This is a genomic window from Ensifer sp. D2-11 (assembly GCF_054161295.1).
Map to the genome: position 1 here is coordinate 725,424 of NZ_CP096434.1, position 19,579 is coordinate 745,002.

Below are 19,579 nucleotides of genomic sequence, written 5' to 3' on the forward strand. Positions count from 1 at the left end.
GGAGGAGAGAACACGATGAACAGGATTTCACGTCGCGCGTTCATGCTTGCGGCCACGGCGGCCGGCGCAATCGCCGTCGCCGGCACCGTCGCTTTCGCGGAACTGCCCAAACTGCCGCAGAAGGAGACCTATAAGGTCGGCTTCGCGCAAACGGAATCCAACAATCCCTGGCGCATCGCCCAGACAAACAGCATGAAAGCCGAGGCTGAGAAGCTCGGCCATCAACTCGTTTATACCGATGCCGCCGGGTCCGCGGCCAAGCAGGTGGCCGACGTCAACTCGATGATCGCCCAGGGCGTAGATCTGATCTTCCTGGCGCCGCGCGAAGAAAAGCCGTTGATCCCCGCCGTCATGGCCGCCAAGAAGGCCGGCATTCCCGTCATCCTGCTCGACCGCAGCGTCGATCCGTCGCTTGCCAAGGCCGGCGAGGACTACGTGACCTTCATCGGCTCGGATTTCATCGAAGAGGGCAAGCGCATCGCCGAGTGGCTGGTCAAGAATGCCAACGGCAAATCGAAGATCATCGAGCTCGAGGGCACGACCGGCTCGTCGCCGGCCAACGACCGCAAGAAAGGTTTCGACGAGACGATCAAGGCGGCAGGCGGCTTCGAGATCGTCGCGTCGCAGTCGGGCGATTTCGCACGCGACAAGGGCCGGCAGGTCGCCGAGGCCCTGTTGCAGGCGCATCCGGATGCCGACATCGTCTATGCCCACAATGACGAGATGGCGATCGGTGCCATTGCGGCAATAGAGGCAGCGGGCAAGGTCCCGGGCAAGGATGTGCTGGTCCTGTCGATCGACGGCGGCAAGGAGGCGGTTCAGGCGGTCATCGACGGAAAGATCGCTGCGGTGGTCGAGTGCAACCCGCGCTTCGGACCCAAGGCCTTCGAGACGATGCTGCGTTACGCCAAGGGCGAGAAGATCGATCCCATGGTCATAAACGAGGACAAGTTCTACGACTCGTCAAACGCGGCTGCCGAACTCGCCAACGCCTACTGACATCCTTCGCCAACCGGCCGGATCGATCCGGCCGGTTGGCTAAGTCCGCAATCGCTGCGAAATCGGCCGCGATGAAGACAGATCGGCATCGGGAGGACTTATGCTTCTGTCCATGCAGGGCATCTGCAAATCGTTCAACGGCATTCCGGCGCTTCGTGCGGCTTCTCTCGAAGTCGGCGAGGCCGAGGTGATGGCACTCGTCGGGCAGAACGGCGCGGGCAAGTCGACGCTCATCAAGATATTGACCGGCGCGTACCGGCGCGACGAGGGTGCGGTCGTCTTTGCGGGAGAGGACGTATCCTTCAGCATGCCGGCGGAGAGCCAGGCCCGGGGCATTGCGACGATCTACCAGGAGATCAACCTCGCCCCGCAGCGCTCCGTCGCCGAGAACATCTATCTGTCGCGCGAACCCCGCCGCTTCGGCTTGATCGACCGGGCCGCGATGCGCGAAGGCGCCGCCGCCGTCCTGCGGACCTTCAATCTGGAAATCGACGTCGATCAACCTGTCGCCGGCTTCAGCGCCGCTACCCGGCAGATGGTTGCCATCGCGCGCGCGGTGACGCAGAAGGCACGCCTCGTCATCATGGACGAACCGACCTCTTCCCTCGACGAGCGGGAAGTCGGCATTCTTTTCGACACCATAAGGACGCTCAAGCGCGGCGGCGTTTCCGTCGTCTTCATCGGCCATCGTCTCGAGGAGCTCTACCGGATTTGCGACAGGGTCACCATCATGCGTGACGGCAAGACCGTGGCGACCGCCGCAATGGCGGACATGCCGAAGCTCGCATTGGTGCGCCATATGCTGGGCAAAGAACTCGCGGCCTTCGAAGCGATCGCCAAGGACGCGGACGAGGGCGCGCAGCGACCGGTGCGGCTATCGGTCCGGAATGCGGGCGCCGGCGTTCGCGTGCGGGATGTGAGCCTTACGGTGCGCGAAGGCGAGATCTCCGGGCTTGCCGGCCTGCTCGGCTCCGGGCGAACCGAAACGGCCAACCTGATTTTTGGCGCGGACCGGCTGCAGCGCGGCGAAATTCGCTACAATGGCGAAGCCCGCGCCTATCGTCAGCCCGCGGACGCCATTGCCGACGGCATCGGGCTCGTCGCCGAGGACCGGAAGGTCGACGGTATCATTCCCGATATGAGCATCCGCGAAAACATGACGCTCGCGCTTCTGCCGAAGCTCGCCCGCGCCGGCATCGTCGATCGCGCCCGCCAGGATGAAATCGTCGAACGCTACATCACGGCGCTGGGCATCAAATGCACGTCGCCCGACCAGCCTATCAAGGAACTTTCCGGCGGCAATCAGCAGAAGGTCCTGCTCGGCCGATGGCTCTGTACCGATCCCAAGCTCCTGATCGTCGACGAGCCGACCCGCGGTATCGATATCGGCGCCAAATCCGAAATCCTGCGCCTCCTGCGCCGGCTCGCCGACGAAGGCCTCGGCGTGCTGATGATTTCGTCCGAACTGGAGGAATTGCTGGCGGCGGCCGACCGGGTGACCGTGCTCAGCGACGGAACCTCGGTCGCCGTGCTGCCGCGCAAGGAATTGAGCGAGGCTGCCCTCTTTGCCGCCATGGCACATCAGGTGGAGTAGCATGACGACGATCGAGACACAGGCGACCGCAGGCACCGTCCCCTCCGGCAAACGTTTCTTCACGCTCGCCGGACGTTACGGCACAGTCGCCGCCTTCCTGGCCCTGATCCTGTTCAACGTCGTCTTCACTCCGAACTTCCTGTCGCTGCAGACGCTCAACGTCAATCTCACCCAGGTCGCCACGATCGTGATCGTCGCCATCGGAATGACGCTCGTGATCGCCACCGGCGGCATCGATCTTTCGGTCGGTTCGCTGATGGCGATCGGCGGCGCGCTTGCGCCGATGATCTTCATGGGGACGCTGTTTCCGGTCTCCTCCATGCCCTTGGCCGTGGCGCTGGCCTTCGTTCTGCCGGTCGTCGCCACGGGGCTGCTCGGTCTTGTCAACGGCCTGCTCGTGACCCGTTTCGCCATCCAGCCGATCATCGCGACCCTCGTGCTGTTCATCGCAGGCCGCGGCATCGCCCAGGTGATGACCAACGGCAACCTGCAGGTCTTCCGGAACGAAGGTTTTCAGTTCATCGCCCTGGGGCGTGTCGCCGGCATTCCCGCCCAGGTGATCCTGATGATTGCGATCGCCGCGATCGCCTGGGCGGCAATCCGCTACACGGTGTTCGGGCGGCAGGTCATAGCGGTCGGAGGCAATGAGAAGGCGGCCCGTCTGACCGGGATACCTGTCCACCGCGTCAAACTGCTCGTCTACATGATCAGCGGCGCGCTTGCCGGGGTGGCGGGCCTCATCGTCGTCGCGCGCAATTCCGCAAGCGACGCGAACCTCGTCGGCCTCGGCATGGAGCTCGACGCGATCGCGGCAGTCGCCGTCGGCGGCACGCTTCTGACCGGCGGGCGGGCAAACATCGTCGGCACCGTGATCGGCGCCCTTGTCATCCAGCTGGTGCGCTACACCCTGCTCGCCAATGGCGTGCCGGACGCGGCTGCCTTGATCGTCAAGGCTGCGCTGATCTTACTTGCGGTGTTCATTCAGCAGCGCGCCGGAAAGTCGTGAGGGAGAACGCCGATGAATTCAGTCCTCAAGGCTCTTGCCCTCAAGTCCCCCGGCGATATGGCCCGCCTCGGCGTCATTCTGGCGCTCTTCGGCCTCATCCTGTTCGGAGCACTGCGTTACGAGAACTTCCTGTCGCAATACAACATCCTGAGCTTCCTGCGTTACAACTCCATGTTCGCGCTGATCGCGCTGGGCATGGCCTTCGTCATCATGACCGGGGGAATCGATCTCTCCGTCGGCGGTACCGCGGCCATGGCGAGCGTCGTCGCCGCGCTTCTGTCGCCGCATCACTGGGCCGCAGGTCTCTTCGGCGGCATGGCGGCGGGTCTTGCCGTCGGAGCGTTGAACGGCTTCACCGTTACAGTCATGCGCATCCAGCCCTTTATCGCGACCCTCGCGACCATGCTTGCGGCCTATGGCACCGGCTTGCTGCTTGCGGGAAACCAATCCGTCTCCGTTTCCTATGACAGCGGCTTCACGGCGATAGGCCAGGACGACTTCCTTGGCTTTCCGATTCCCGCCTGGATCGCCCTTCTCGTCTATGTCGCCGGCTGGCTGGTGCTCGAACGCCTGCCCGTCGGCCGCCATGTACTGGCGATCGGCGACGGCGAAGCCACAGCCGCATTGATGGGCCTGAAGGTGCGGCGGACGCTCGCCGCCGTCTATGTCGGTTCCGGCGCGCTGGCGGGGCTCGCAGGCGTCATCCTCGCCTCGCAATTCGGAGCCGGCCAACCTACCGAAGGGGTCGGCTGGGAACTCTTCGCGATCGCCTCCGTGGTCGTCGGGGGTACGCTTCTGACAGGCGGTTCGGGCTCGGTGGGGGCGACGCTTGCGGGTGCCCTTCTGCTCGCGATGGTGTTCAACATCCTTAATTTCGAGAACGGCCTCGGGTGGATTTCCCTTTCGGCCTACTGGCAATCCGTCATCCGCGGCGGCTTCCTGCTCATCGTCGTCGTTCTTCAGGCGCGATTGATGTCACGCCGAACAGGCGAGGAACACGTCTGAGATGCGGCAAGGTTGGTGAAGCCCGCGACAATGCGAAAGCAAGAGGAGATGTGATGACTACGACAGCAACACAGGAAACCCGGTCGGGCTACGATTTCAGCGCGTCCGTCGAAGCCTTGCAACGGGAGGGCATCACCGGACTGAAGAGCGCCCTTTCCCGCGAATGGGCCGAAGCGATGCGTGAGGACATGATGACGGCCTTCTGGTCGGCCATTCAGCGGCCGGGTGGTGCCGTCGGCCGTGGGCCGCGCCGCTGGTACGTCGAGATCCATCCGCAGGATTTTTCCGGCTTCGTCGACCTCGTCACCCATCCGTGGGTGGCCGGCATGTGCGAGGCGGTGCTCGGTCCCGACTACCAGATCGTCGAGATCGGCTTCGACGTGCCGTTCCAGGGGGCGAAGTACCAGCCCTGGCATCGCGACTTCCCCTCGCCGTCCGAAACCTACGTCGAGCGCCGCATCACCTCGCTTGCCTTCAACCTCACCGGCGTGGACGTGACGGAGGATATGGGGCCGTTCGAGATCGCGCCCGGCACCCAGTGGCTCGACGGCAGGGAGTGGAAGCATGAAATGTTCCCGCCAAAGGAGAGGTGGCCCGAGTTTCAGGAGCTCGCGACGCGCAAGTATCCGAAGCTGGGCGATGTTTCGTGCCGCTCCGCGCTCACCATCCATCGGGGTACGGAACATGCTTCGCCGATCGCCCGCCCGGTCATGGTCCTCGGCGTCGACGCGCCCGGCGCGGGCCACGCCGAACTGCACGACATGATGGTGACTCAGGATTACTTTGACGCCCTGCCCGTTCTGGTGAAGCAGCACCTCGTCTGCAGGGTTGTCGATGAGCTGATCCCCGTCACGCAGAAGCACGATATCGAAGGTCTGGTGATGGGCTCGACACCGACCTGAAAGGGTCCGCAGCCGCTTTCGCGGGACCTCAAAGCGCAACCGTCGCCAGACCCGGCAGGACTTTGTCCAGGGTCAGCGGGAACTCGCGAACCCTTACCCCGGTGGCGTTATAGACCGCGTTGGCGATCGCCGCGCCGGCACCGCAAACGCCGAGCTCTCCGAGACCTTTCGCGCCGAAAGGGTTGGCCTTGTCATCGTTCTCCTCGATGAACACGACATCGAGGTCTGGAACATCGCTGTTGACCGGAACGTGGTACTCGGCAAGGTCATGATTGACGAAACATCCGTAGCGGCCGTCAAGGACGGATTCCTCCATCAAGGCTGCGCCGAGACCCCAGGCCATACCTCCGAGAATCTGTGAACGCGCCGTCTTCGCATTGAGAATACGGCCTGCGCCGATCACGGCGAGCAAGCGCCTCGCACGGATCTCTCCCGTGTCGCAGTCGACGCTGACCTCGGCGAAATGCGCGCCATAGGAATGCTGCGAAAATGTGCGGTAGCTCTCGGTGCTCGCACCGGCCTCGACCGAACCCGTGGCGTCGAGCCCTTGGGGTGCGACACGCCGCATGAATTCCGCCAACGCTTCCGTCCGTTCGCCGAAGCGGACCGCTCCTGCGGCTATCGTGACGTCGTCAGTCCCGGAATTCTGGGCCGGTGTACCCGGTTGCGTGCGCACCGCGGTCACGATCTTCCGTTTCAGCGCTTCGCACGCACGCAAGAGGGCCGTCCCGGCACTTGCCGCTCCCCAGGAACCGCCGGAGCCTGCCGTCAAGGGATAGCGGCTATCCCCAAGCTCGATCGTGACTGCCGCAAGCGGAACGCCCAGGGCATCGGCGGCAATCTGCGTCAGGATGGTGTAGGTCCCAGTACCGATATCGGTCATGTCGAGGCGAGCGGTCACTCGTCCCTCCTCGTCGATCCGAACCGAGGCCGCCGCCGCTCCGATGTAGTTTGGCCGGATCGCAGCGGCCATGCCGAGGCCAACCAGCTTACGGCCTTCGCGCAGGCTGCCCGGTTCCGACCTGCGCCGCTTCCAACTGAAGCGCCGCGCCCCCTCCTGCATGCATGCCACGAGGTTACGCGTGGAAAACGGCACCCCGCGCTCGGGATCGAGATCGGGCTCGTTGCGGATCCTGAGCTCGATCGGGTCAAGACCCAGCCGCTCGGCCAACTCGTCCATGGCGCATTCCAGCGCCAGCATGCCCGGCGCCTCGCCCGGAGACCGCATCCACTCACCTCTGTTGAGGTCGACCGGAACGAGCCGGTGGCGGGTCAGGCGGCTGGGTGCGGCGTAGAGCGAACGGGCGAAGACCGCCGTCTGCTCGCAGAATTCCTCAACTCGAGAGGTTGCCGACCAGACATCGTGTCCGAGAGCCAGCAGTTTTCCGTCGGCGCTCGCGCCCAATCGAACGTTTTGGAGCATTTCCGCACGGTGCCCGGCATTGGCGAACATTTGCTGGCGCGTCAGGGCGACCTTGACGGGTCTTCCGAGAATGCGTGCGGCCAGAGCCGCGAGCACCGAATCGGCATGGACGATGAGTTTGGAGCCGAAACCGCCACCGATATAACGGCTGATCACGCGCACGCGCTCGAGAGGAATACCCAGTGTGGCAGCGAGGCCGGCACGAAAGTTCGAGAGGGTCTGCGCCGAGGTGTGGATGGTCACGTCGTCACCCTGCCAGATCGCCAATGTCGCATGGGGCTCCATCGGATTGTGGTGCTGGTAGGGCGTACGGTAGGTCATGTCGATCCGTACCGCCGCCTCGGCAAAGGCCACATCGAAATCGCCCACTGCGCTATCCGTATCGAAGCCTGCATTGGTCCGCTGCGGTGCGTAGGCCGCTCCGCGGCGCTCTTCGAGGCCGAAGTCGCCGGCTGCTTCTTCGTAGCGAACCTGGATGAGGGCCGCAGCGGCGCGTGCGGCCTCGAAGGTCTCGCCGACCACAAGTGCGATCGGCTCGTCATAGTGGCGAATGCGGTCGTCGCGGAGCACGGGTCGCGCACGGGTGAAAACCTCGCGCACGGCCGGTGTGACGGCCGGACCGAATTCCGGTTGGGGCGGTGCATTCAGATGGGTCATCACGTGAAGGACGCCCGGCGTTCGTTCGGCCAGGCCGGTTTCGATTTCCAGAATGCGGCCTTTGGCGATGCCCGCACCCAGCACAAAACCGAAAGCCGAAGATGGGCCCTCCGTGACTTCGTAGGCATAGGTGGCGGTACCGGTAACCTTGACCGGTCCATCGACGCGGTCGACGGGTTTGCCTATGAGGCTGTCGCCGCCGCTTGTGGTATGTCGCTGCGCCTTATCCGTCATTGTTTCCACCAGTCTGCTCGGGTCACGCTTGTTCGGCCGCGGAGGCGAGGGTGTAACGCACCGTCCGCTTGCCCAAGGGAATCTTGAAATCGTTGCCGCCATGTCCGACGGCGCCCGCCAGGGCGGCCTCCGCCGCGTCCGTCAGCACATGGTCCGATAGTGCCGCACCCGCGAGCCTGCTCTCGGTTTCCAGTGCCCGCCAGGGTTTCGGCGCGACGCCGCCCAAGGCGACACGAGCGGTTCGCACCCGATTGCCGGAAACCTCGATAATTGCTGCAACGGAAACGAGGGCGAACGCGTAGGAGGCACGGTCGCGCACCTTGCGATAGGCCTGCCGGCCCGCGGGTGGTGGCGGCAGAGTGACGCCGGTGATCATTTCCCCGTGGGCAAGCACGGTCTCCTGGTGCGGCGTCGTGCCGGGCAGCCGGTAGAGATCTCCGATCGGGATCGAACGCGTTTCACCTCCCGGAGAGACCGTCTCGACGTTCGCGTCGAGCACCGCCATGGCGACCGCCATGTCCGAGGGATGCACGGCAATGCAGGCCTGGCTCGTTCCGATGACCGCATGCATCCGGTTGAAGCCCTTGAGCGCGGCGCAACCGGCGCCCGGTTCCCGTTTGTTGCAAGGCATGTTGCGGTTGTAGAAATAGGGGCATCGCGTGCGTTGGAGAAGGTTGCCGCCTGTCGAAGCCTTGTTTCGTATCTGGCCGGAGGCGCCCGCCAGCAGCGCCTGAGACAGAGCCGGGTAGCGCGACCTGACTATCGGATCGGCGGCGAGATCGCTATTGCGGACCTGAGCGCCGATATGCAATCCGCCCTCCTCGGTCGGCTCGATGCGGTCGAGTCCCAGACGGCCGATGTCCACGAGATGCTCCGGCCGCTCGATGCCCAGCTTCATCAGGTCCAGGAGATTGGTGCCTCCGGCGATGAAACGTGCCGCCGGCCTGCCCGCCACAGCCGCAACGGCCGTTTCCACTGTGTCTGCCCGCTGATAGGAGAAGGGTTGCATGCGTCATGACCTCTCTGCCGCATCGCGAATGGCGGCTACGATGTTGGGGTAAGCGGCGCAACGGCAGATATTGCCGCTCATGCGTTCGCGGATTTCGGCCTCGGTGAGATCGGTCGGAGCGGCCGCAACATCCGCGCTTGCGTGGCTCGGCCAACCTTCCCTGACCTCCCGCAGCATTCCGACTGCGGAGCAAATCTGTCCGGGTGTGCAATAGCCGCACTGAAAGCCATCGTGTTCGATGAATGCCGCTTGCATCGGGTGAAGTTCGTCCTCACCTGCAAGCCCCTCGATCGTGGTGATCTCATCGCCTTCATGCATCGCGGCGAGCGTCAGACAGGCATTGATCCGGCGCCCGTTCACAAGAACGGTGCAGGCTCCGCATTGACCATGGTCGCAACCCTTTTTCGAACCGGTGAGACCGATATGGTTGCGCAAGGTGTCGAGCAGCGTGGTCCGCGGATCCAGTTCCACCGCGATGTTATTGGAATTGATGTTGAGCAGCACCGGCAGCGTGGGCGTCGGGGTTGCTGACGGTGCGCCAGCAGCACCGGTTGCAGCGGCACGCCCGACAGGCAGGCCGGCGATGAGGAGCAGCGTCGTGGCTGCACCGCCCTCGAGCACCGCTCTTCGCGTCGGTCCAATGTCCTTTTGCGTTTCGTCCATGAGTCATCTCCGGATTCGACTGCGAGGTGGCTGCACGCCGCCTGGAGCGCACCGAGCGGCGCGCATCGACACGACGCAACATGGCCGCCCGCGCCTGCCGTTTCTTTCAGGAAATCGGCGGGATTATCAGGATTCCGGAATAACTTTTGACCGATAAGCGTGCGGGGTGACGCCTCGCAGGCGCTTGAAGGTCGTGGTGAAGTGGCTCTGGCTCGAGAAGCCGCAGGTCAATGCGATCGCGCTCAGCGTAGTGTCGGTATCGCACAGGAGCGCCTCCGAGCGCCGGATGCGTTCCTCGAGCACATAGGCGTAAGGCGCGAAGCCGGTCGTGACTTTGAAGCGACGCGCAAAAGAATCCGCGGCAACACCGGCGACATCGGCCAAATCGCCGAGGGAAATGTCGCCATCCAAATGTGCGTCGATATAGTCACGGACCCGTTTGACGACGCGGCTGCCAAGGGAGCCATGGCGGGGAGCCGGGACGGGCGCATCAGCGAAGCCACGGATCCGCAAAGTGACGAGTGCGATCAGATGATCCACATAGGCCGAATCGGGGATATGGCCGCTGGATATCTCGCTACTCAGCGATTTCAACAGCGCGCTGATCACACTGTCGCTCTTGTTTATCAGGACCGGTAAATCCTTCAGGTGTTCACTGGCGGGAGAGATAGACCGGGGATCGATCCACAGGGCGGAATAGATAAGATCGACGTCGCGATAGGCACCGAGGCGTTCCACCCCCGCGGGCACGAAGGTTATCGCACCGGATCGGTCCCGCCCCTCATAAACCATTTTCCCATCGGATCGGATGGAGGTCTGCGATGTGGCGCCTTCCTCCGTCAGAACGAGCACGTGATGCGGCGCCGTCCAACGAAGTTCGGCTTCCCGGCAAGCCCACCGCCGACGATCGAAGACGACCGAGGAACCGGCCCAAGAAGCTGTCGTGGGCTGCGCCGGCTGCTCTCCGGCAGTCCGAATTCGCCCACTACCGAAAAGCGGCCTGAAAGGCATATCTATCGTCCTGTGTTCCACCGAACCAAAACGGCGCCGGCGCCCGTGCGCCATCGCCATGCCCCAGGGGTCCTCACCTTCTCGCCCGCACGAACTCTCCAGCATCCACGCCGGTTGCGCTACCAAACCATGTTCAAAGTCTCGTGTAGTGGCTCCCACCAGCCAAGACCAACGGGCACTGCCGGGACAATTCCTCGCATGGTGAGCCCGTTTACATCAGGCTGTCGCAACGTCTTTCGGTTGAGAAGCGTTATCTTTTGACAAGTCTGTCCCACTGGACCCAAACTGCCGCAAACGGGCGAAGAAAACGCGATGGCGAAGAGTGTTTCCGTAGGTGAGGAAAAGCATGCTCCAGACCGCCTACTGACGCCGCGGCGTTCGCGGACATTGGCAATCCTTGTCGCTCTCGTCGTGGGATTGGTCGTCTGCTATTTCCTCGCCGTGCCCTTCCTGCCCGCTCTCACATGGGCGCTCGTACTCACTGTGATGTTCCGGCCGCTGCATCGTCGGATCGAAAAACGTTTCCGCTACCCGGAAGCCGCGGCCGCGGCGACCGTGGCGATCGCCGTATTCGTCGTGGCTGTTCCGCTCACCTTCATGGCGGAGCGGTTGGTGAACGAAGCTGCCAAAGGTGCACAGATCGTCGAGGAAGCCGTGAGGTCGGGCACATGGCGCGATGCACTGGCCAACTATCCACGCCTTGCGCCGGCCGTCGTCTGGATCGAAACGCAACTCGATCTGGCCGGGATCGCAGGCAGCGCGACCAGCTGGCTCACCAACTTCAGCGCCTCATTCGTGCGTGGCTCCGTTGCCCAGATCGTCGACGCCATCCTGACATTCTATTTTCTGTTCTATTTCCTGCGTGACGGCCAGCAAGCACTGGGAGCGCTGAAGGAATATTCCCCTCTCAGCTCGCAGGAGATGAACCGGCTGTTCACGCGGGTAAACGAAACGGTGCAGGCCGTCGTCTTCGGCACTGTGGCCGTTGCTGCCGTACAGGGCGCGATGGGCGGCCTGATGTTCTGGTTGCTCGGTCTGCCGGCGCCCGTGGTCTGGGGCCTCGCCATGGGCTTGCTCGCCGTCGTGCCGGTGCTCGGGGCCTTCATCGTCTGGCTTCCGGCCGCGCTGTCGCTGGCCCTCAGCGGCGAGTGGGGAAAGGCGCTCATACTCGTCGCCTGGGGCGCTGGAGTGGTCGCGACCATCGACAATCTTCTCTACCCCATTTTCGTGGGAGACCGCCTGAAGCTCCACACGCTGACGGCCTTCATGAGCATGATCGGAGGCATAATCGTCTTCGGGTCGGCGGGCCTGGTGATCGGCCCGGTAGCCTTCACGGCAACGCTGCTGCTCCTGGATATCTGGCGCCGGCACAATTCGAATCCCGAGGCCTGAGCGCTGCGGATAGATCGAAGCCCACAGCACACGACCGCCGGACAAAAAAAGGTCCGCCTGGAGAACCAGACGGCCCCTTTCATGAGGCAAGCAGTCAGGCGAGGATCACCACGATCTCCAGCGACGACGGTTCCACGATGACGATCCTGCCATCGGCGAGGACGAAAAACAGGTAGCCTTCGTATCTTGGGACGATCTTCACGATGCGGGTCGGCAGCGGCCTCAGCTTGACCTTGACGGTCTCCGGCACTGCCACTCCGACGGATACATCGAAGTCGACGTCGATTGGCTCGACGTTTTCTTCCTTGATGACCTGCGTGATTTCGGTTTTCTGCTCTACTGTCACGTCGACATTTCCGGAAGAACCGGAGGTCTGACCCTGCTCGGTCGACTGGGACTCGCCTTGAGCGGGCTGCTCGGTTTCGCCCTGCGCGGGCTGCTGCTCGGAGTCCTGCTGCTGGGTCTGCGTGTCGGTCCCCTTCTCCTGGGTTTGCGAGCCGCCTTGATCCTGCTGCGTCCCGGTTTCGCCTTGCTGGTCCTGCTGCTGCTGGTCAGGCTGCTTCTGTTGATCTTGCTGATCCTGCTGCTGGCCGGTACCTTGATCCGCCGGTTGCTGCTGATCGGTGGGCTGTTGCTGATCTGCCGGCTGCTGCTGGTCCTGGCCCGTCTGCCCCTGCTGTGTCGCACCCCCTTGAGCATCAGGCTGCTGATCCTGTTGCGTGCCGCCTTGCGGACATTCCGTGCCCGCCGGGCATTCGGTGGACTGGCCCTGTGCCGGCTGTTCCGTCTGTGCAAAGACCGGGGTGGACGCAACCCCGAGACTTAAAGCGAGCGCACTCTTGATAAGGATACCCTTCATCGGATGTTCTCCATTCGAACGTCCCTTCAGGTAGCCAACTGCGGATTGACAGGATTGTTCCCTGGCAACCCGCCTGTGCAGTCCTAGAGCGTTTCAGTTTTCACTGAAACGCTCTAGGACGGAAAACCGCTACACAGTTGGAAGTAATCTAAACCTGGATGCCGCCCGCCCCGGCCCCACCGGAACGGACCGGTCCTTCGAACAGTCCCAAATCGTCGCGGCTGAATGCGGCAAGCGTCCATGCGGCAGGATCGGCTGCGCCTCGCGGGTGATAAACCAGCCTGTCCGGACTTTCGATCCGGCGCATCGCCTCATGGTCGATCACGCCGGATCGTGCCGCTTCAGCCGCACGCTCACGATCACCTTCGAACGCGTCGTCGACGAGTTCGTGCGTGAGCATGATCCCTTTGCGGGGGAGACCACGGCTGTCCTCCCGGGTCAACATGACCACGGCGACGCCGAGTTTTTCGGCCACTTCCTGCTCGACCAATACCTCGAACACTGACATTGGACCCTCCATCGATGTCCCGGCGGCGGCGCCGCAACCGCAAAGGCGTCCTCGCTACCCGTCGTCGGGGATGTGCGAATCGACGCCAAGGGTTTGAAGATTGTTGCGAACCTCCAGGACCCCGGGCACTGCCTCCACCGCTGCCGCGAGCCGGCGCGCCATCGCCAAGGTTTCGACAGCACCTTCCAGGGTCACGACGCCTCTATCGGCGCGCACGTCGATGCTGTTTGCCTCGGCTTCACCGCTTTGGCCAAGCAGATCCGTGATCACCGCTTCGAGTTCGTCGCTGTCGATGCGGTCTGGCGGCAGAGGACGACCATTGTCCGCGGGATTTTCCTCAAGACCGTCCGCGCCGGCCTCATCCACGATGAAGCCCTTTCCGCGGTCCTCATCGAAATTCGCGCCGGTAGCGCCATAGCTTCTGTTTTCGGGGCTGCGCGAGGTACTGCCGCTACCGTCCGAGTAGGGCCATCCTTCGCGAAGATCGCGCTCCTCATAGTCGCGATAGTCCTCGTCGCGCGAGAGCGCCTTTTCCTTACGGGGCACTTTCATTGCGATCTCCTTTCATTCTGCAGAAGTCAAACAAAACCGGCTGGCTTTTGTTCAATCCGGTTTTCGGTGACAGGACCCAAGGGCGGGTGCGATCACTGGGTAACCAAACCCGGTTCCGGTTGTTCCGCCCCAGCCAAAGGTCAGACGCCACGGCAGGGTCGACCGTGATGGCACGGTCGACCTGGACAACCATTGCGAAGGAGAGCTGAAACTCGATCTGATTGGGTTACGTGGCAGCAGGCGCCGATGCAGGGCCGTCCGGGACAGACAGGCTTAGGGCCCGGCCTCGTTCCCCGGCTGCGCCGAAGCCTGCTCTTCTCTATAGTTTCTTCGCCGTACCCCGCCGCGGGCCTGCGCCGCGGGGCGGAGCCTTGGCCTTCTCGGGCCCTTCGTTTCCGATGCTCCCGACGCCCCTGGCGGGTCCACCGCCGGGCTGCGTCCCACCGGGCTGCAGGTCCGAGGCAAGACCGGAATGACCCTCCGCGTCGATTTGCCGAGCGGCTTCGTGCCAGTACCGCTCATGGTCTCCGTCACGTCTTCCGTCATTTTCCCACAGCTCATAGGCGCGTGTACGAATGCGGTTGTCCCGTTCATTCTCGGTGGTCATGGGCTGGGCCTCCTGAGCGAAACGCAGGTTAGTGCCGGCCTACCGGCTTCGGACTTCAGTCGCGAGCATAGGCGCATAGCTCCGGCGGCGGAAGCCAAGATCGACTATCCGCTGTTTGTCAGGCAACTATCTTCGCCTTCCATCAAGGGGAACAATCGTTGGGGGGAAAATCGATCGATCGAGGCCCGCCGAGGCGGGTCCTCGATCGGCGTTTCGCTGATCACCAATTCCAGGTCTGGCGGCCGTACCAATCGTCTATGTCGCGCCTTACACGGTCCTTCTCGATTCCGTAACGCTCCTGGATCTTTCCTTCGAGCTGCTCGCGGCTGCCGGAGATCTGGTCCAGGTCATCGTCGGTGAGCTTGCCCCACTGCTCCTTGACCTTCCCTTTGACCTGCTTCCAGTTACCTTCCACACGATTCCAGTCCATGAGTAGTCCTCCTGGTTCAATTGCATTGAAGATGGAACTCATGAGAACGCATTTGGTTCATCGAGCCGGCGGCGATCGTGCTTTCCGGGAAGCCGGCCGTCGGACGTGACGTTACAGACACATAGTTGTGTTACCCAGGGAACTCGACCTTGAGGGGCTTCTCTGCTTCTATCGCACGAGGGCTGTTTCCAATCTATCCAGGGCGGGGCGGAAGATGGTTTACGATCAGGATAAGAAGCGCATGCGTCGCCGTCACGTGCTGCGGTTTTTCGCGGCGCTCGCTCTGCCCGCCCTCCTGCTCGGCTCCGCCATCGCGGCCGTGGAATGGGCTGCGCCCGATCCACCCGCCCGTGCCGACGCCCAGAAGGCGGCAGCCCGACAGTAAAGGCGCAGGAGGGAACATCTACCCGCCTCGTGTGTTGAGCGCTCCGAACAGGAGCGACCATGAAGAAACACACCAAGGAGATCGTTTCGGCGCTGAAGCGCCGGCACGCGGTCCTGTTTGTCGGGGCTGGCGTGTCGATGAGCGTCGGATTGCCGTCGTGGAAAACGCTGGTCGATCACATTCTGAGCGAGCTGCGCCTGGACGATTCCGTCATGCACGATCCCGACATCTCCTATCAGACGATCGCCGAATGCTATCGCCTGGAACACGGGGACATCGCCTCGTTGTGCGAATGGATGCGGCAAAATTGGCGCGTCTCGCCGGAGCGCATCGAACGCTCGGAGCTGCATCGGTTGATCGTCGAGCTCGACTTTCCGGTGATCTACACGACCAACTACGACAGCAATCTGGAAATCGCCTACGACGTCTACGGCAAGCGCTATGCAAAGATCAGCCACGTGCGCGACATCGCCTCCGCGCCCGCAGGCGTCACGCGGATCATCAAGTATCACGGCGACTTCGACGATGAAGACACGCTCATCCTGACCGAAACCGACTATTTCAACCGGCTGTCCTTCGACTCTCCGCTGGACGTCCGCTTTCGCAGCGACGCACTCGAGGCGACCGTGCTGTTCATCGGCTACAGCATGTCGGACCTGAACATCCGCCTGCTTCTCCACCGCATCTGGAGCACCTGGCGGAGATCCGGACACGAAAAGGACCGGCCTCCCTCCTACGTCTTCATGTACCGGCCGAATCCCGTGCAGGAAGCGGTGCTCAGAAACTGGGGCGTAACCGTTCTCGCCGGCGAAGGCGCGGATCCGCAGCAGGCGCTTCTCGCTTTCATCCAAGGTCTTCGCGCCGAACTCGGCGGCTAGGTTGGGATGAGGAAAGTGCGTGCGGCTTTCCGTCCGCGTTCCGCTCTAACTGGTTTCCCTCGAAACGTTCGCGACAAGCCGCCTTACGGTTCGCTCCACGGAAACCTGCCAGGCAGGCATGGCCTGGCCGAAGGCCGCGGTGAATTTGGCGCTCGACAGCGACGAGTTTGCAGGGCGGCTTGCAGGTGTCGGAAACGCACCCGTCGCGATGTCCCGAACATGCGCCCAGGGCCCGCCTGCGGCACGGCTCGCCGCAAGAGCATGCCGCGCGAAATCGGCCCGGCTTACGACGCCCGCGCCAGCGAGGTGGTAGAGGCCAGAAGCGGCGTCCTGACGGGATTTCGTGAGCCGCGCGGAAATATCGAGGATCGCGTCCGCAAGGTCGATCGCCGATGACGGATTTCCCCGTTGATCCGCAACGACGGCGATATCTTCGCGCTCCTCTGCGAGCCGCAGGATGGTCTTGACGAAGTTCTTCCCGAAGGGGCTGTAGATCCAGCCCGTGCGCAGGATGAGATGGCGGGGAGTTGCCTCGGCAACTGCGCTTTCTCCGGCAAGCTTGGAAGCGCCGTAGACGCTAAGCGGAGCCGGTGTGTCGCCCTCTGCATAGCTCCCCGGTTTGCTCCCGTCGAAGACATAATCCGTCGAAATATGGACGATCGGCACTTCGAGGCAGGCGGCCGCCTCCGCGACCGCGCCAGCCCCGAACGCGTTGACCGCGAAAGCCGCCTCCGGCTCGCTTTCGGCCTGGTCGACGGCCGTATAAGCTGCCGCCGAGACGACGAGGTCCGGCCGGCATCGCTCGATCGCCGGCAGGATCGTTGCCGGCTCTGTGAGATCGAGGTGCGGCCGCCCGATCGTAACGACCTCCACTCCCGACCGCCTACGAGACCGTTCCACGAGGCCGAGGGCCAATTGGCCCTCGCAGCCGGTCACGGCAATTCTCACGCAACGCTCCGATGCTGCCCGCCGATGCGGGTGCCGGAATAGCGCTCGCGCCGGATCGGCTCCCACCACCACCTGTTTGCGAGAAACCAGTCGACAGTCTCGCTCAACCCGCCCTCGAAGCTCCGCTTCGGCCTCCAGCCAAGCTCACGCTCGGCCTTCGACGGATCGATCGCATAGCGGCGGTCATGGCCGGGCCGGTCGGGGACAAGAGTGATGAGGTCCCGATAGCTGTCACCGCCCTTTCGCGGCAACCGGACGTCGAGCAGATCGCAGATGCTTTCCATGACCGACAGATTGTTGCGCTCGGCACGGGCGCCGATATTGTAGCTCTCCCCTGGCCTGCCCCGGCTGACGACCAGTTCCAGCGCAGTCGCATGATCGTCGACATGGAGCCAATCGCGGACATTCGCTCCCGAGCCGTAGAGCGGCAACGGCTTCTCCTCTACGGCATTGATGATCGTCAGGGGGATCAGCTTCTCGGGAAAATGGAACGGGCCGTAATTGTTGGAGCAGTTCGAGACCACCACCGGAAGACCATAGGTGTGGTACCACGCACGTGCGAAGTGATCCGCCGCTGCTTTAGAAGCCGCGTAAGGGGACGAGGGTGCGTAGCGCGTCTCCTCGGAAAAAATCCCGCGGTTGAACGGAAGGTCGCCGAAGACTTCGTCGGTCGAGACATGGTGAAACCGGAAGCGCCCCCGCTCCTCGGTGCCGAGCCCCGACCAGTAGGCCAGTGCGGCGTTGAGCAACCGCACCGTGCCGAGGACATTGGTCTCCATAAACGGGTCGGGGCTCTCGATCGAGCGGTCGACATGGCTCTCGGCAGCAAGATGCATGATCGCATCGATCCGCTCCCGGCGCATGACCTGGAGCAGAACCTGTTCGTCGCGGATATCGGCCCGGTAGAAAGCATAGTGCGGATCGCTTTCCACCGCCCGTAACGACGCAAGGCTGCCGGCATAGGTCAGCTTGTCGACATTGACGACGCGCTCGGCCCCGTTTCGGATCAGGTGCCGGCAAACCGCCGATCCAATGAAACCCGCGCCACCCGTTACCAAAACTCGCATGGTTTCTCCCCTCACGCGGTGAACTCGAAAAGAATGGATTCGTGGAGCAATGGTGCGTTCCTGTCCTTCGCGGACAGTTGCAGACGGTCGGTAGCGGCAGGCCAGCCTATGCCGATCTCAGGATCGTCGTAGCGGATGGACCGCTCATGCTCAGCGCTGTAATGCTCGCTTACCTTGTAGATTACTTCCGTTTCCGGCTCGAGCGTCACGAGGCCGTGGGCGAAGCCGACAGGCACCAGAATCTGGTTCCATTTTTCGGCCGAGAGTTCGAGACCGACCCATTTCGCGAAGGTCGGCGACCCTTTGCGAATGTCGACCACGACATCGAACACCCTGCCTCGAACAACGCGAACGAGCTTCGCCTGCGCCTTGGGCGCAAGCTGATAGTGCAGGCCGCGCAGCGTGCCCGCAGCCGCGGAATAGGAATGGTTGTCCTGTACGAAGATCGCCGCGACGCCGTTGGCGGCGAGGGTCTCCGCATTGTAGGTCTCCGAAAAGAAGCCGCGCTCGTCGCCGAGTCTGCGCGGGACGATTTCCAGAACCCCGTCGAGGCCCAGGGACCTGACTTCAAGCATCCGAGAGCTCCCTGACCCGTCGCCGAAGATAGATCGCATAGTCGTTTTTACCGAGCAGGTCGGCACGCTGGAGCACCTGATCCGCCGAAACGTAGCCGAGCTCGAAGGCGATCTCTTCCGGGCACATGATCTTGACGCCCTGCCGGTGCTCGATCGTGCGCACGAAGGAAGCGGCATCGTGCAGGCTGTCGTGCGTGCCCGTATCGAGCCAGGCATAGCCCCGTCCGAGGCGGCAGACGTGAAGGTCGCCGCGCTCCAGATAGGCCCGGTTGACATCGGTGATTTCCAGTTCGCCCCGTGCTGAAGGTTTTATTGAAGAAGCGATCTCAAGCACGCTGTTTTCATAGAAATAAAGACCGGTCACCGCCCAGCTCGATCTCGCCCGCTCCGGTTTCTCCTCGATCGTCTCGGCCCGCCCGGTCTCTCCATCGAAACTGACGACGCCGTAGCGCTCGGGATCATCCACACGATAGGCGAAGATCGTGGCACCGCTCGGCCGGGCCGCGGCATCGCTGCAAAGCTCGGGCAAGCCGGCGCCGTAGAAAATATTGTCTCCGAGGATAAGCGCCACGGAGCTGTTGCCGATGAAATCCCGACCGATGATGAAGGCCTCGGCAAGCCCGTTCGGCTCCGGCTGCTCGGCATAGGAGATCGCGAGGCCGAACTGGCTGCCGTCCCCAAGCAACTCCTCGAACAGCGGCCGGTCCCGGGGCATGGTGATCACCAGTATCTCGCGAATACCGGCCAGCATCAGCATGCCGAGTGGGTAATAGATCATCGGCTTGTCATGGACGGGGAGCAGCTGCTTCGAAACCGAGATCGTCACCGGGTAGAGCCTGGTTCCCCGGCCGCCCGCAAGGATGATGCCCTTCATG

The 19,579-nt window shown here is 63.1% G+C and carries 21 protein-coding genes; 8 read left to right on the plus strand and 13 right to left on the minus strand.

Annotated elements, in window-relative coordinates; translation table 11 throughout:
• Window positions 1-15: 15 nt before the first annotated feature.
• The 5 genes from M1D34_RS20560 to M1D34_RS20580 all read left to right on the plus strand — a co-directional run bounded on the left by M1D34_RS20560 (window position 16) and on the right by M1D34_RS20580 (window position 5,506).
• Window positions 16-999, plus strand: coding sequence for an ABC transporter substrate-binding protein (locus tag M1D34_RS20560; RefSeq protein WP_498784088.1), 984 nt, complete (start codon window positions 16-18; stop codon window positions 997-999).
• 100 nt (window positions 1,000-1,099) lie between these two features.
• Window positions 1,100-2,593, plus strand: a complete 1,494-nt coding sequence (locus tag M1D34_RS20565; RefSeq protein WP_498784090.1) for a sugar ABC transporter ATP-binding protein — start codon at window positions 1,100-1,102, stop codon at window positions 2,591-2,593.
• Window position 2,594: 1 nt separating this feature from the next.
• Window positions 2,595-3,599 (plus strand): ABC transporter permease, encoded by a 1,005-nt coding sequence (locus M1D34_RS20570; protein ID WP_498784092.1) that lies wholly within the window; start codon window positions 2,595-2,597, stop codon window positions 3,597-3,599.
• Between the two features lie 12 nt (window positions 3,600-3,611).
• Complete coding sequence (locus tag M1D34_RS20575; RefSeq protein WP_498784094.1) at window positions 3,612-4,604, plus strand: ABC transporter permease; 993 nt, start codon at window positions 3,612-3,614, stop codon at window positions 4,602-4,604.
• A gap of 53 nt (window positions 4,605-4,657) precedes the next feature.
• Window positions 4,658-5,506 (plus strand): phytanoyl-CoA dioxygenase family protein, encoded by an 849-nt coding sequence (locus M1D34_RS20580; protein ID WP_498784096.1) that lies wholly within the window; start codon window positions 4,658-4,660, stop codon window positions 5,504-5,506.
• A 28-nt stretch (window positions 5,507-5,534) separates the two neighbouring features.
• On the opposite strand, the gene M1D34_RS20585 is transcribed toward M1D34_RS20580, so the two are convergent.
• The 4 genes from M1D34_RS20585 to M1D34_RS20600 all read right to left on the minus strand — a co-directional run bounded on the left by M1D34_RS20585 (window position 5,535) and on the right by M1D34_RS20600 (window position 10,503).
• On the minus strand, window positions 5,535-7,820 hold the full coding sequence (locus M1D34_RS20585) for a xanthine dehydrogenase family protein molybdopterin-binding subunit (protein WP_498784098.1): 2,286 nt from the start codon (window positions 7,818-7,820) through the stop codon (window positions 5,535-5,537).
• Window positions 7,821-7,842: 22 nt separating this feature from the next.
• On the minus strand, window positions 7,843-8,829 hold the full coding sequence (locus tag M1D34_RS20590) for an FAD binding domain-containing protein (protein ID WP_127666164.1): 987 nt from the start codon (window positions 8,827-8,829) through the stop codon (window positions 7,843-7,845).
• Window positions 8,830-8,832: 3 nt separating this feature from the next.
• Entirely contained in the window at window positions 8,833-9,492 is a 660-nt protein-coding gene (locus M1D34_RS20595) for a 2Fe-2S iron-sulfur cluster-binding protein (RefSeq protein WP_498784100.1), read from the minus strand.
• Between the two features lie 126 nt (window positions 9,493-9,618).
• Window positions 9,619-10,503 carry a helix-turn-helix domain-containing protein gene (locus tag M1D34_RS20600; RefSeq protein ID WP_498784322.1) on the minus strand — a complete coding sequence of 295 codons (885 nt, stop codon included), beginning with the start codon at window positions 10,501-10,503 and terminating at the stop codon, window positions 9,619-9,621.
• 312 nt (window positions 10,504-10,815) lie between these two features.
• On the opposite strand from M1D34_RS20600, the gene M1D34_RS20605 reads away from it, so the two are divergent.
• Window positions 10,816-11,895, plus strand: coding sequence for an AI-2E family transporter (locus M1D34_RS20605; protein WP_498784102.1), 1,080 nt, complete (start codon window positions 10,816-10,818; stop codon window positions 11,893-11,895).
• Window positions 11,896-11,989: 94 nt separating this feature from the next.
• Here M1D34_RS20605 and M1D34_RS20610 read toward each other — a convergent pair whose 3' ends face one another.
• The 5 genes from M1D34_RS20610 to M1D34_RS20630 form a co-directional block, all read right to left on the minus strand.
• The gene (locus M1D34_RS20610) at window positions 11,990-12,754 is read right to left on the minus strand and encodes a DUF1236 domain-containing protein (protein WP_498784104.1); all 765 of its coding nucleotides are present in this window, start codon (window positions 12,752-12,754) and stop codon (window positions 11,990-11,992) included.
• Window positions 12,755-12,902: 148 nt separating this feature from the next.
• Complete coding sequence (locus tag M1D34_RS20615; RefSeq protein ID WP_498784106.1) at window positions 12,903-13,262, minus strand: hypothetical protein; 360 nt, start codon at window positions 13,260-13,262, stop codon at window positions 12,903-12,905.
• Window positions 13,263-13,316: 54 nt separating this feature from the next.
• Window positions 13,317-13,814, minus strand: a complete 498-nt coding sequence (locus tag M1D34_RS20620; RefSeq protein WP_127581809.1) for a BON domain-containing protein — start codon at window positions 13,812-13,814, stop codon at window positions 13,317-13,319.
• 319 nt (window positions 13,815-14,133) lie between these two features.
• On the minus strand, window positions 14,134-14,421 hold the full coding sequence (locus M1D34_RS20625; protein WP_028005646.1) for a DUF2934 domain-containing protein: 288 nt from the start codon (window positions 14,419-14,421) through the stop codon (window positions 14,134-14,136).
• Window positions 14,422-14,641: 220 nt separating this feature from the next.
• Entirely contained in the window at window positions 14,642-14,851 is a 210-nt protein-coding gene (locus M1D34_RS20630) for a CsbD family protein (protein WP_003528984.1), read from the minus strand.
• 241 nt (window positions 14,852-15,092) lie between these two features.
• Between M1D34_RS20630 and M1D34_RS20635 the strand changes: the two genes are divergently transcribed.
• Both M1D34_RS20635 and M1D34_RS20640 read left to right on the plus strand, forming a co-directional pair.
• Entirely contained in the window at window positions 15,093-15,236 is a 144-nt protein-coding gene (locus M1D34_RS20635; RefSeq protein WP_127672122.1) for a hypothetical protein, read from the plus strand.
• Window positions 15,237-15,295: 59 nt separating this feature from the next.
• Window positions 15,296-16,114: an SIR2 family NAD-dependent protein deacylase gene (locus tag M1D34_RS20640; protein WP_498784110.1), complete on the plus strand. Its 819-nt coding sequence runs from the start codon at window positions 15,296-15,298 to the stop codon at window positions 16,112-16,114.
• A gap of 45 nt (window positions 16,115-16,159) precedes the next feature.
• On the opposite strand, the gene rfbD is transcribed toward M1D34_RS20640, so the two are convergent.
• The 4 genes from rfbD to rfbA are packed head-to-tail and all read right to left on the minus strand — an operon-like array spanning window position 16,160 to window position 19,578.
• Window positions 16,160-17,062 (minus strand): dTDP-4-dehydrorhamnose reductase, encoded by a 903-nt coding sequence (gene rfbD / locus M1D34_RS20645; protein ID WP_498784112.1) that lies wholly within the window; start codon window positions 17,060-17,062, stop codon window positions 16,160-16,162.
• Complete coding sequence (gene rfbB, locus M1D34_RS20650) at window positions 17,059-18,129, minus strand: dTDP-glucose 4,6-dehydratase (protein WP_498784114.1); 1,071 nt, start codon at window positions 18,127-18,129, stop codon at window positions 17,059-17,061. The genes rfbD and rfbB overlap by 4 nt, the downstream gene beginning before the upstream one ends.
• A gap of 11 nt (window positions 18,130-18,140) precedes the next feature.
• Window positions 18,141-18,704, minus strand: coding sequence for a dTDP-4-dehydrorhamnose 3,5-epimerase (gene rfbC / locus M1D34_RS20655; RefSeq protein ID WP_498784116.1), 564 nt, complete (start codon window positions 18,702-18,704; stop codon window positions 18,141-18,143).
• The gene (gene rfbA, locus M1D34_RS20660; protein ID WP_088203881.1) at window positions 18,697-19,578 is read right to left on the minus strand and encodes a glucose-1-phosphate thymidylyltransferase RfbA; all 882 of its coding nucleotides are present in this window, start codon (window positions 19,576-19,578) and stop codon (window positions 18,697-18,699) included. The genes rfbC and rfbA overlap by 8 nt, the downstream gene beginning before the upstream one ends.
• Between the last annotated feature and the right edge of the window lies 1 nt (window position 19,579).

What these genes read in the sequence shown, in the direction of transcription:
- M1D34_RS20560 (WP_498784088.1), top strand. Translation starts at nt 16, where the DNA reads ATGAACAGGATTTCACGTCGCGCGTTCATGCTTGCGGCCACGGCGGCC.
- M1D34_RS20565 (WP_498784090.1), top strand. Translation starts at nt 1,100, where the DNA reads ATGCTTCTGTCCATGCAGGGCATCTGCAAATCGTTCAACGGCATTCCG.
- M1D34_RS20570 (WP_498784092.1), top strand. Translation starts at nt 2,595, where the DNA reads ATGACGACGATCGAGACACAGGCGACCGCAGGCACCGTCCCCTCCGGC.
- M1D34_RS20575 (WP_498784094.1), top strand. Translation starts at nt 3,612, where the DNA reads ATGAATTCAGTCCTCAAGGCTCTTGCCCTCAAGTCCCCCGGCGATATG.
- M1D34_RS20580 (WP_498784096.1), top strand. Translation starts at nt 4,658, where the DNA reads ATGACTACGACAGCAACACAGGAAACCCGGTCGGGCTACGATTTCAGC.
- M1D34_RS20585 (WP_498784098.1), bottom strand. Translation starts at nt 7,820, where the DNA reads ATGACGGATAAGGCGCAGCGACATACCACAAGCGGCGGCGACAGCCTC.
- M1D34_RS20590 (WP_127666164.1), bottom strand. Translation starts at nt 8,829, where the DNA reads ATGCAACCCTTCTCCTATCAGCGGGCAGACACAGTGGAAACGGCCGTT.
- M1D34_RS20595 (WP_498784100.1), bottom strand. Translation starts at nt 9,492, where the DNA reads ATGGACGAAACGCAAAAGGACATTGGACCGACGCGAAGAGCGGTGCTC.
- M1D34_RS20600 (WP_498784322.1), bottom strand. Translation starts at nt 10,503, where the DNA reads ATGCCTTTCAGGCCGCTTTTCGGTAGTGGGCGAATTCGGACTGCCGGA.
- M1D34_RS20605 (WP_498784102.1), top strand. Translation starts at nt 10,816, where the DNA reads ATGGCGAAGAGTGTTTCCGTAGGTGAGGAAAAGCATGCTCCAGACCGC.
- M1D34_RS20610 (WP_498784104.1), bottom strand. Translation starts at nt 12,754, where the DNA reads ATGAAGGGTATCCTTATCAAGAGTGCGCTCGCTTTAAGTCTCGGGGTT.
- M1D34_RS20615 (WP_498784106.1), bottom strand. Translation starts at nt 13,262, where the DNA reads ATGTCAGTGTTCGAGGTATTGGTCGAGCAGGAAGTGGCCGAAAAACTC.
- M1D34_RS20620 (WP_127581809.1), bottom strand. Translation starts at nt 13,814, where the DNA reads ATGAAAGTGCCCCGTAAGGAAAAGGCGCTCTCGCGCGACGAGGACTAT.
- M1D34_RS20625 (WP_028005646.1), bottom strand. Translation starts at nt 14,421, where the DNA reads ATGACCACCGAGAATGAACGGGACAACCGCATTCGTACACGCGCCTAT.
- M1D34_RS20630 (WP_003528984.1), bottom strand. Translation starts at nt 14,851, where the DNA reads ATGGACTGGAATCGTGTGGAAGGTAACTGGAAGCAGGTCAAAGGGAAG.
- M1D34_RS20635 (WP_127672122.1), top strand. Translation starts at nt 15,093, where the DNA reads ATGCGTCGCCGTCACGTGCTGCGGTTTTTCGCGGCGCTCGCTCTGCCC.
- M1D34_RS20640 (WP_498784110.1), top strand. Translation starts at nt 15,296, where the DNA reads ATGAAGAAACACACCAAGGAGATCGTTTCGGCGCTGAAGCGCCGGCAC.
- rfbB (WP_498784114.1), bottom strand. Translation starts at nt 18,129, where the DNA reads ATGCGAGTTTTGGTAACGGGTGGCGCGGGTTTCATTGGATCGGCGGTT.
- rfbC (WP_498784116.1), bottom strand. Translation starts at nt 18,704, where the DNA reads ATGCTTGAAGTCAGGTCCCTGGGCCTCGACGGGGTTCTGGAAATCGTC.
- rfbA (WP_088203881.1), bottom strand. Translation starts at nt 19,578, where the DNA reads ATGAAGGGCATCATCCTTGCGGGCGGCCGGGGAACCAGGCTCTACCCG.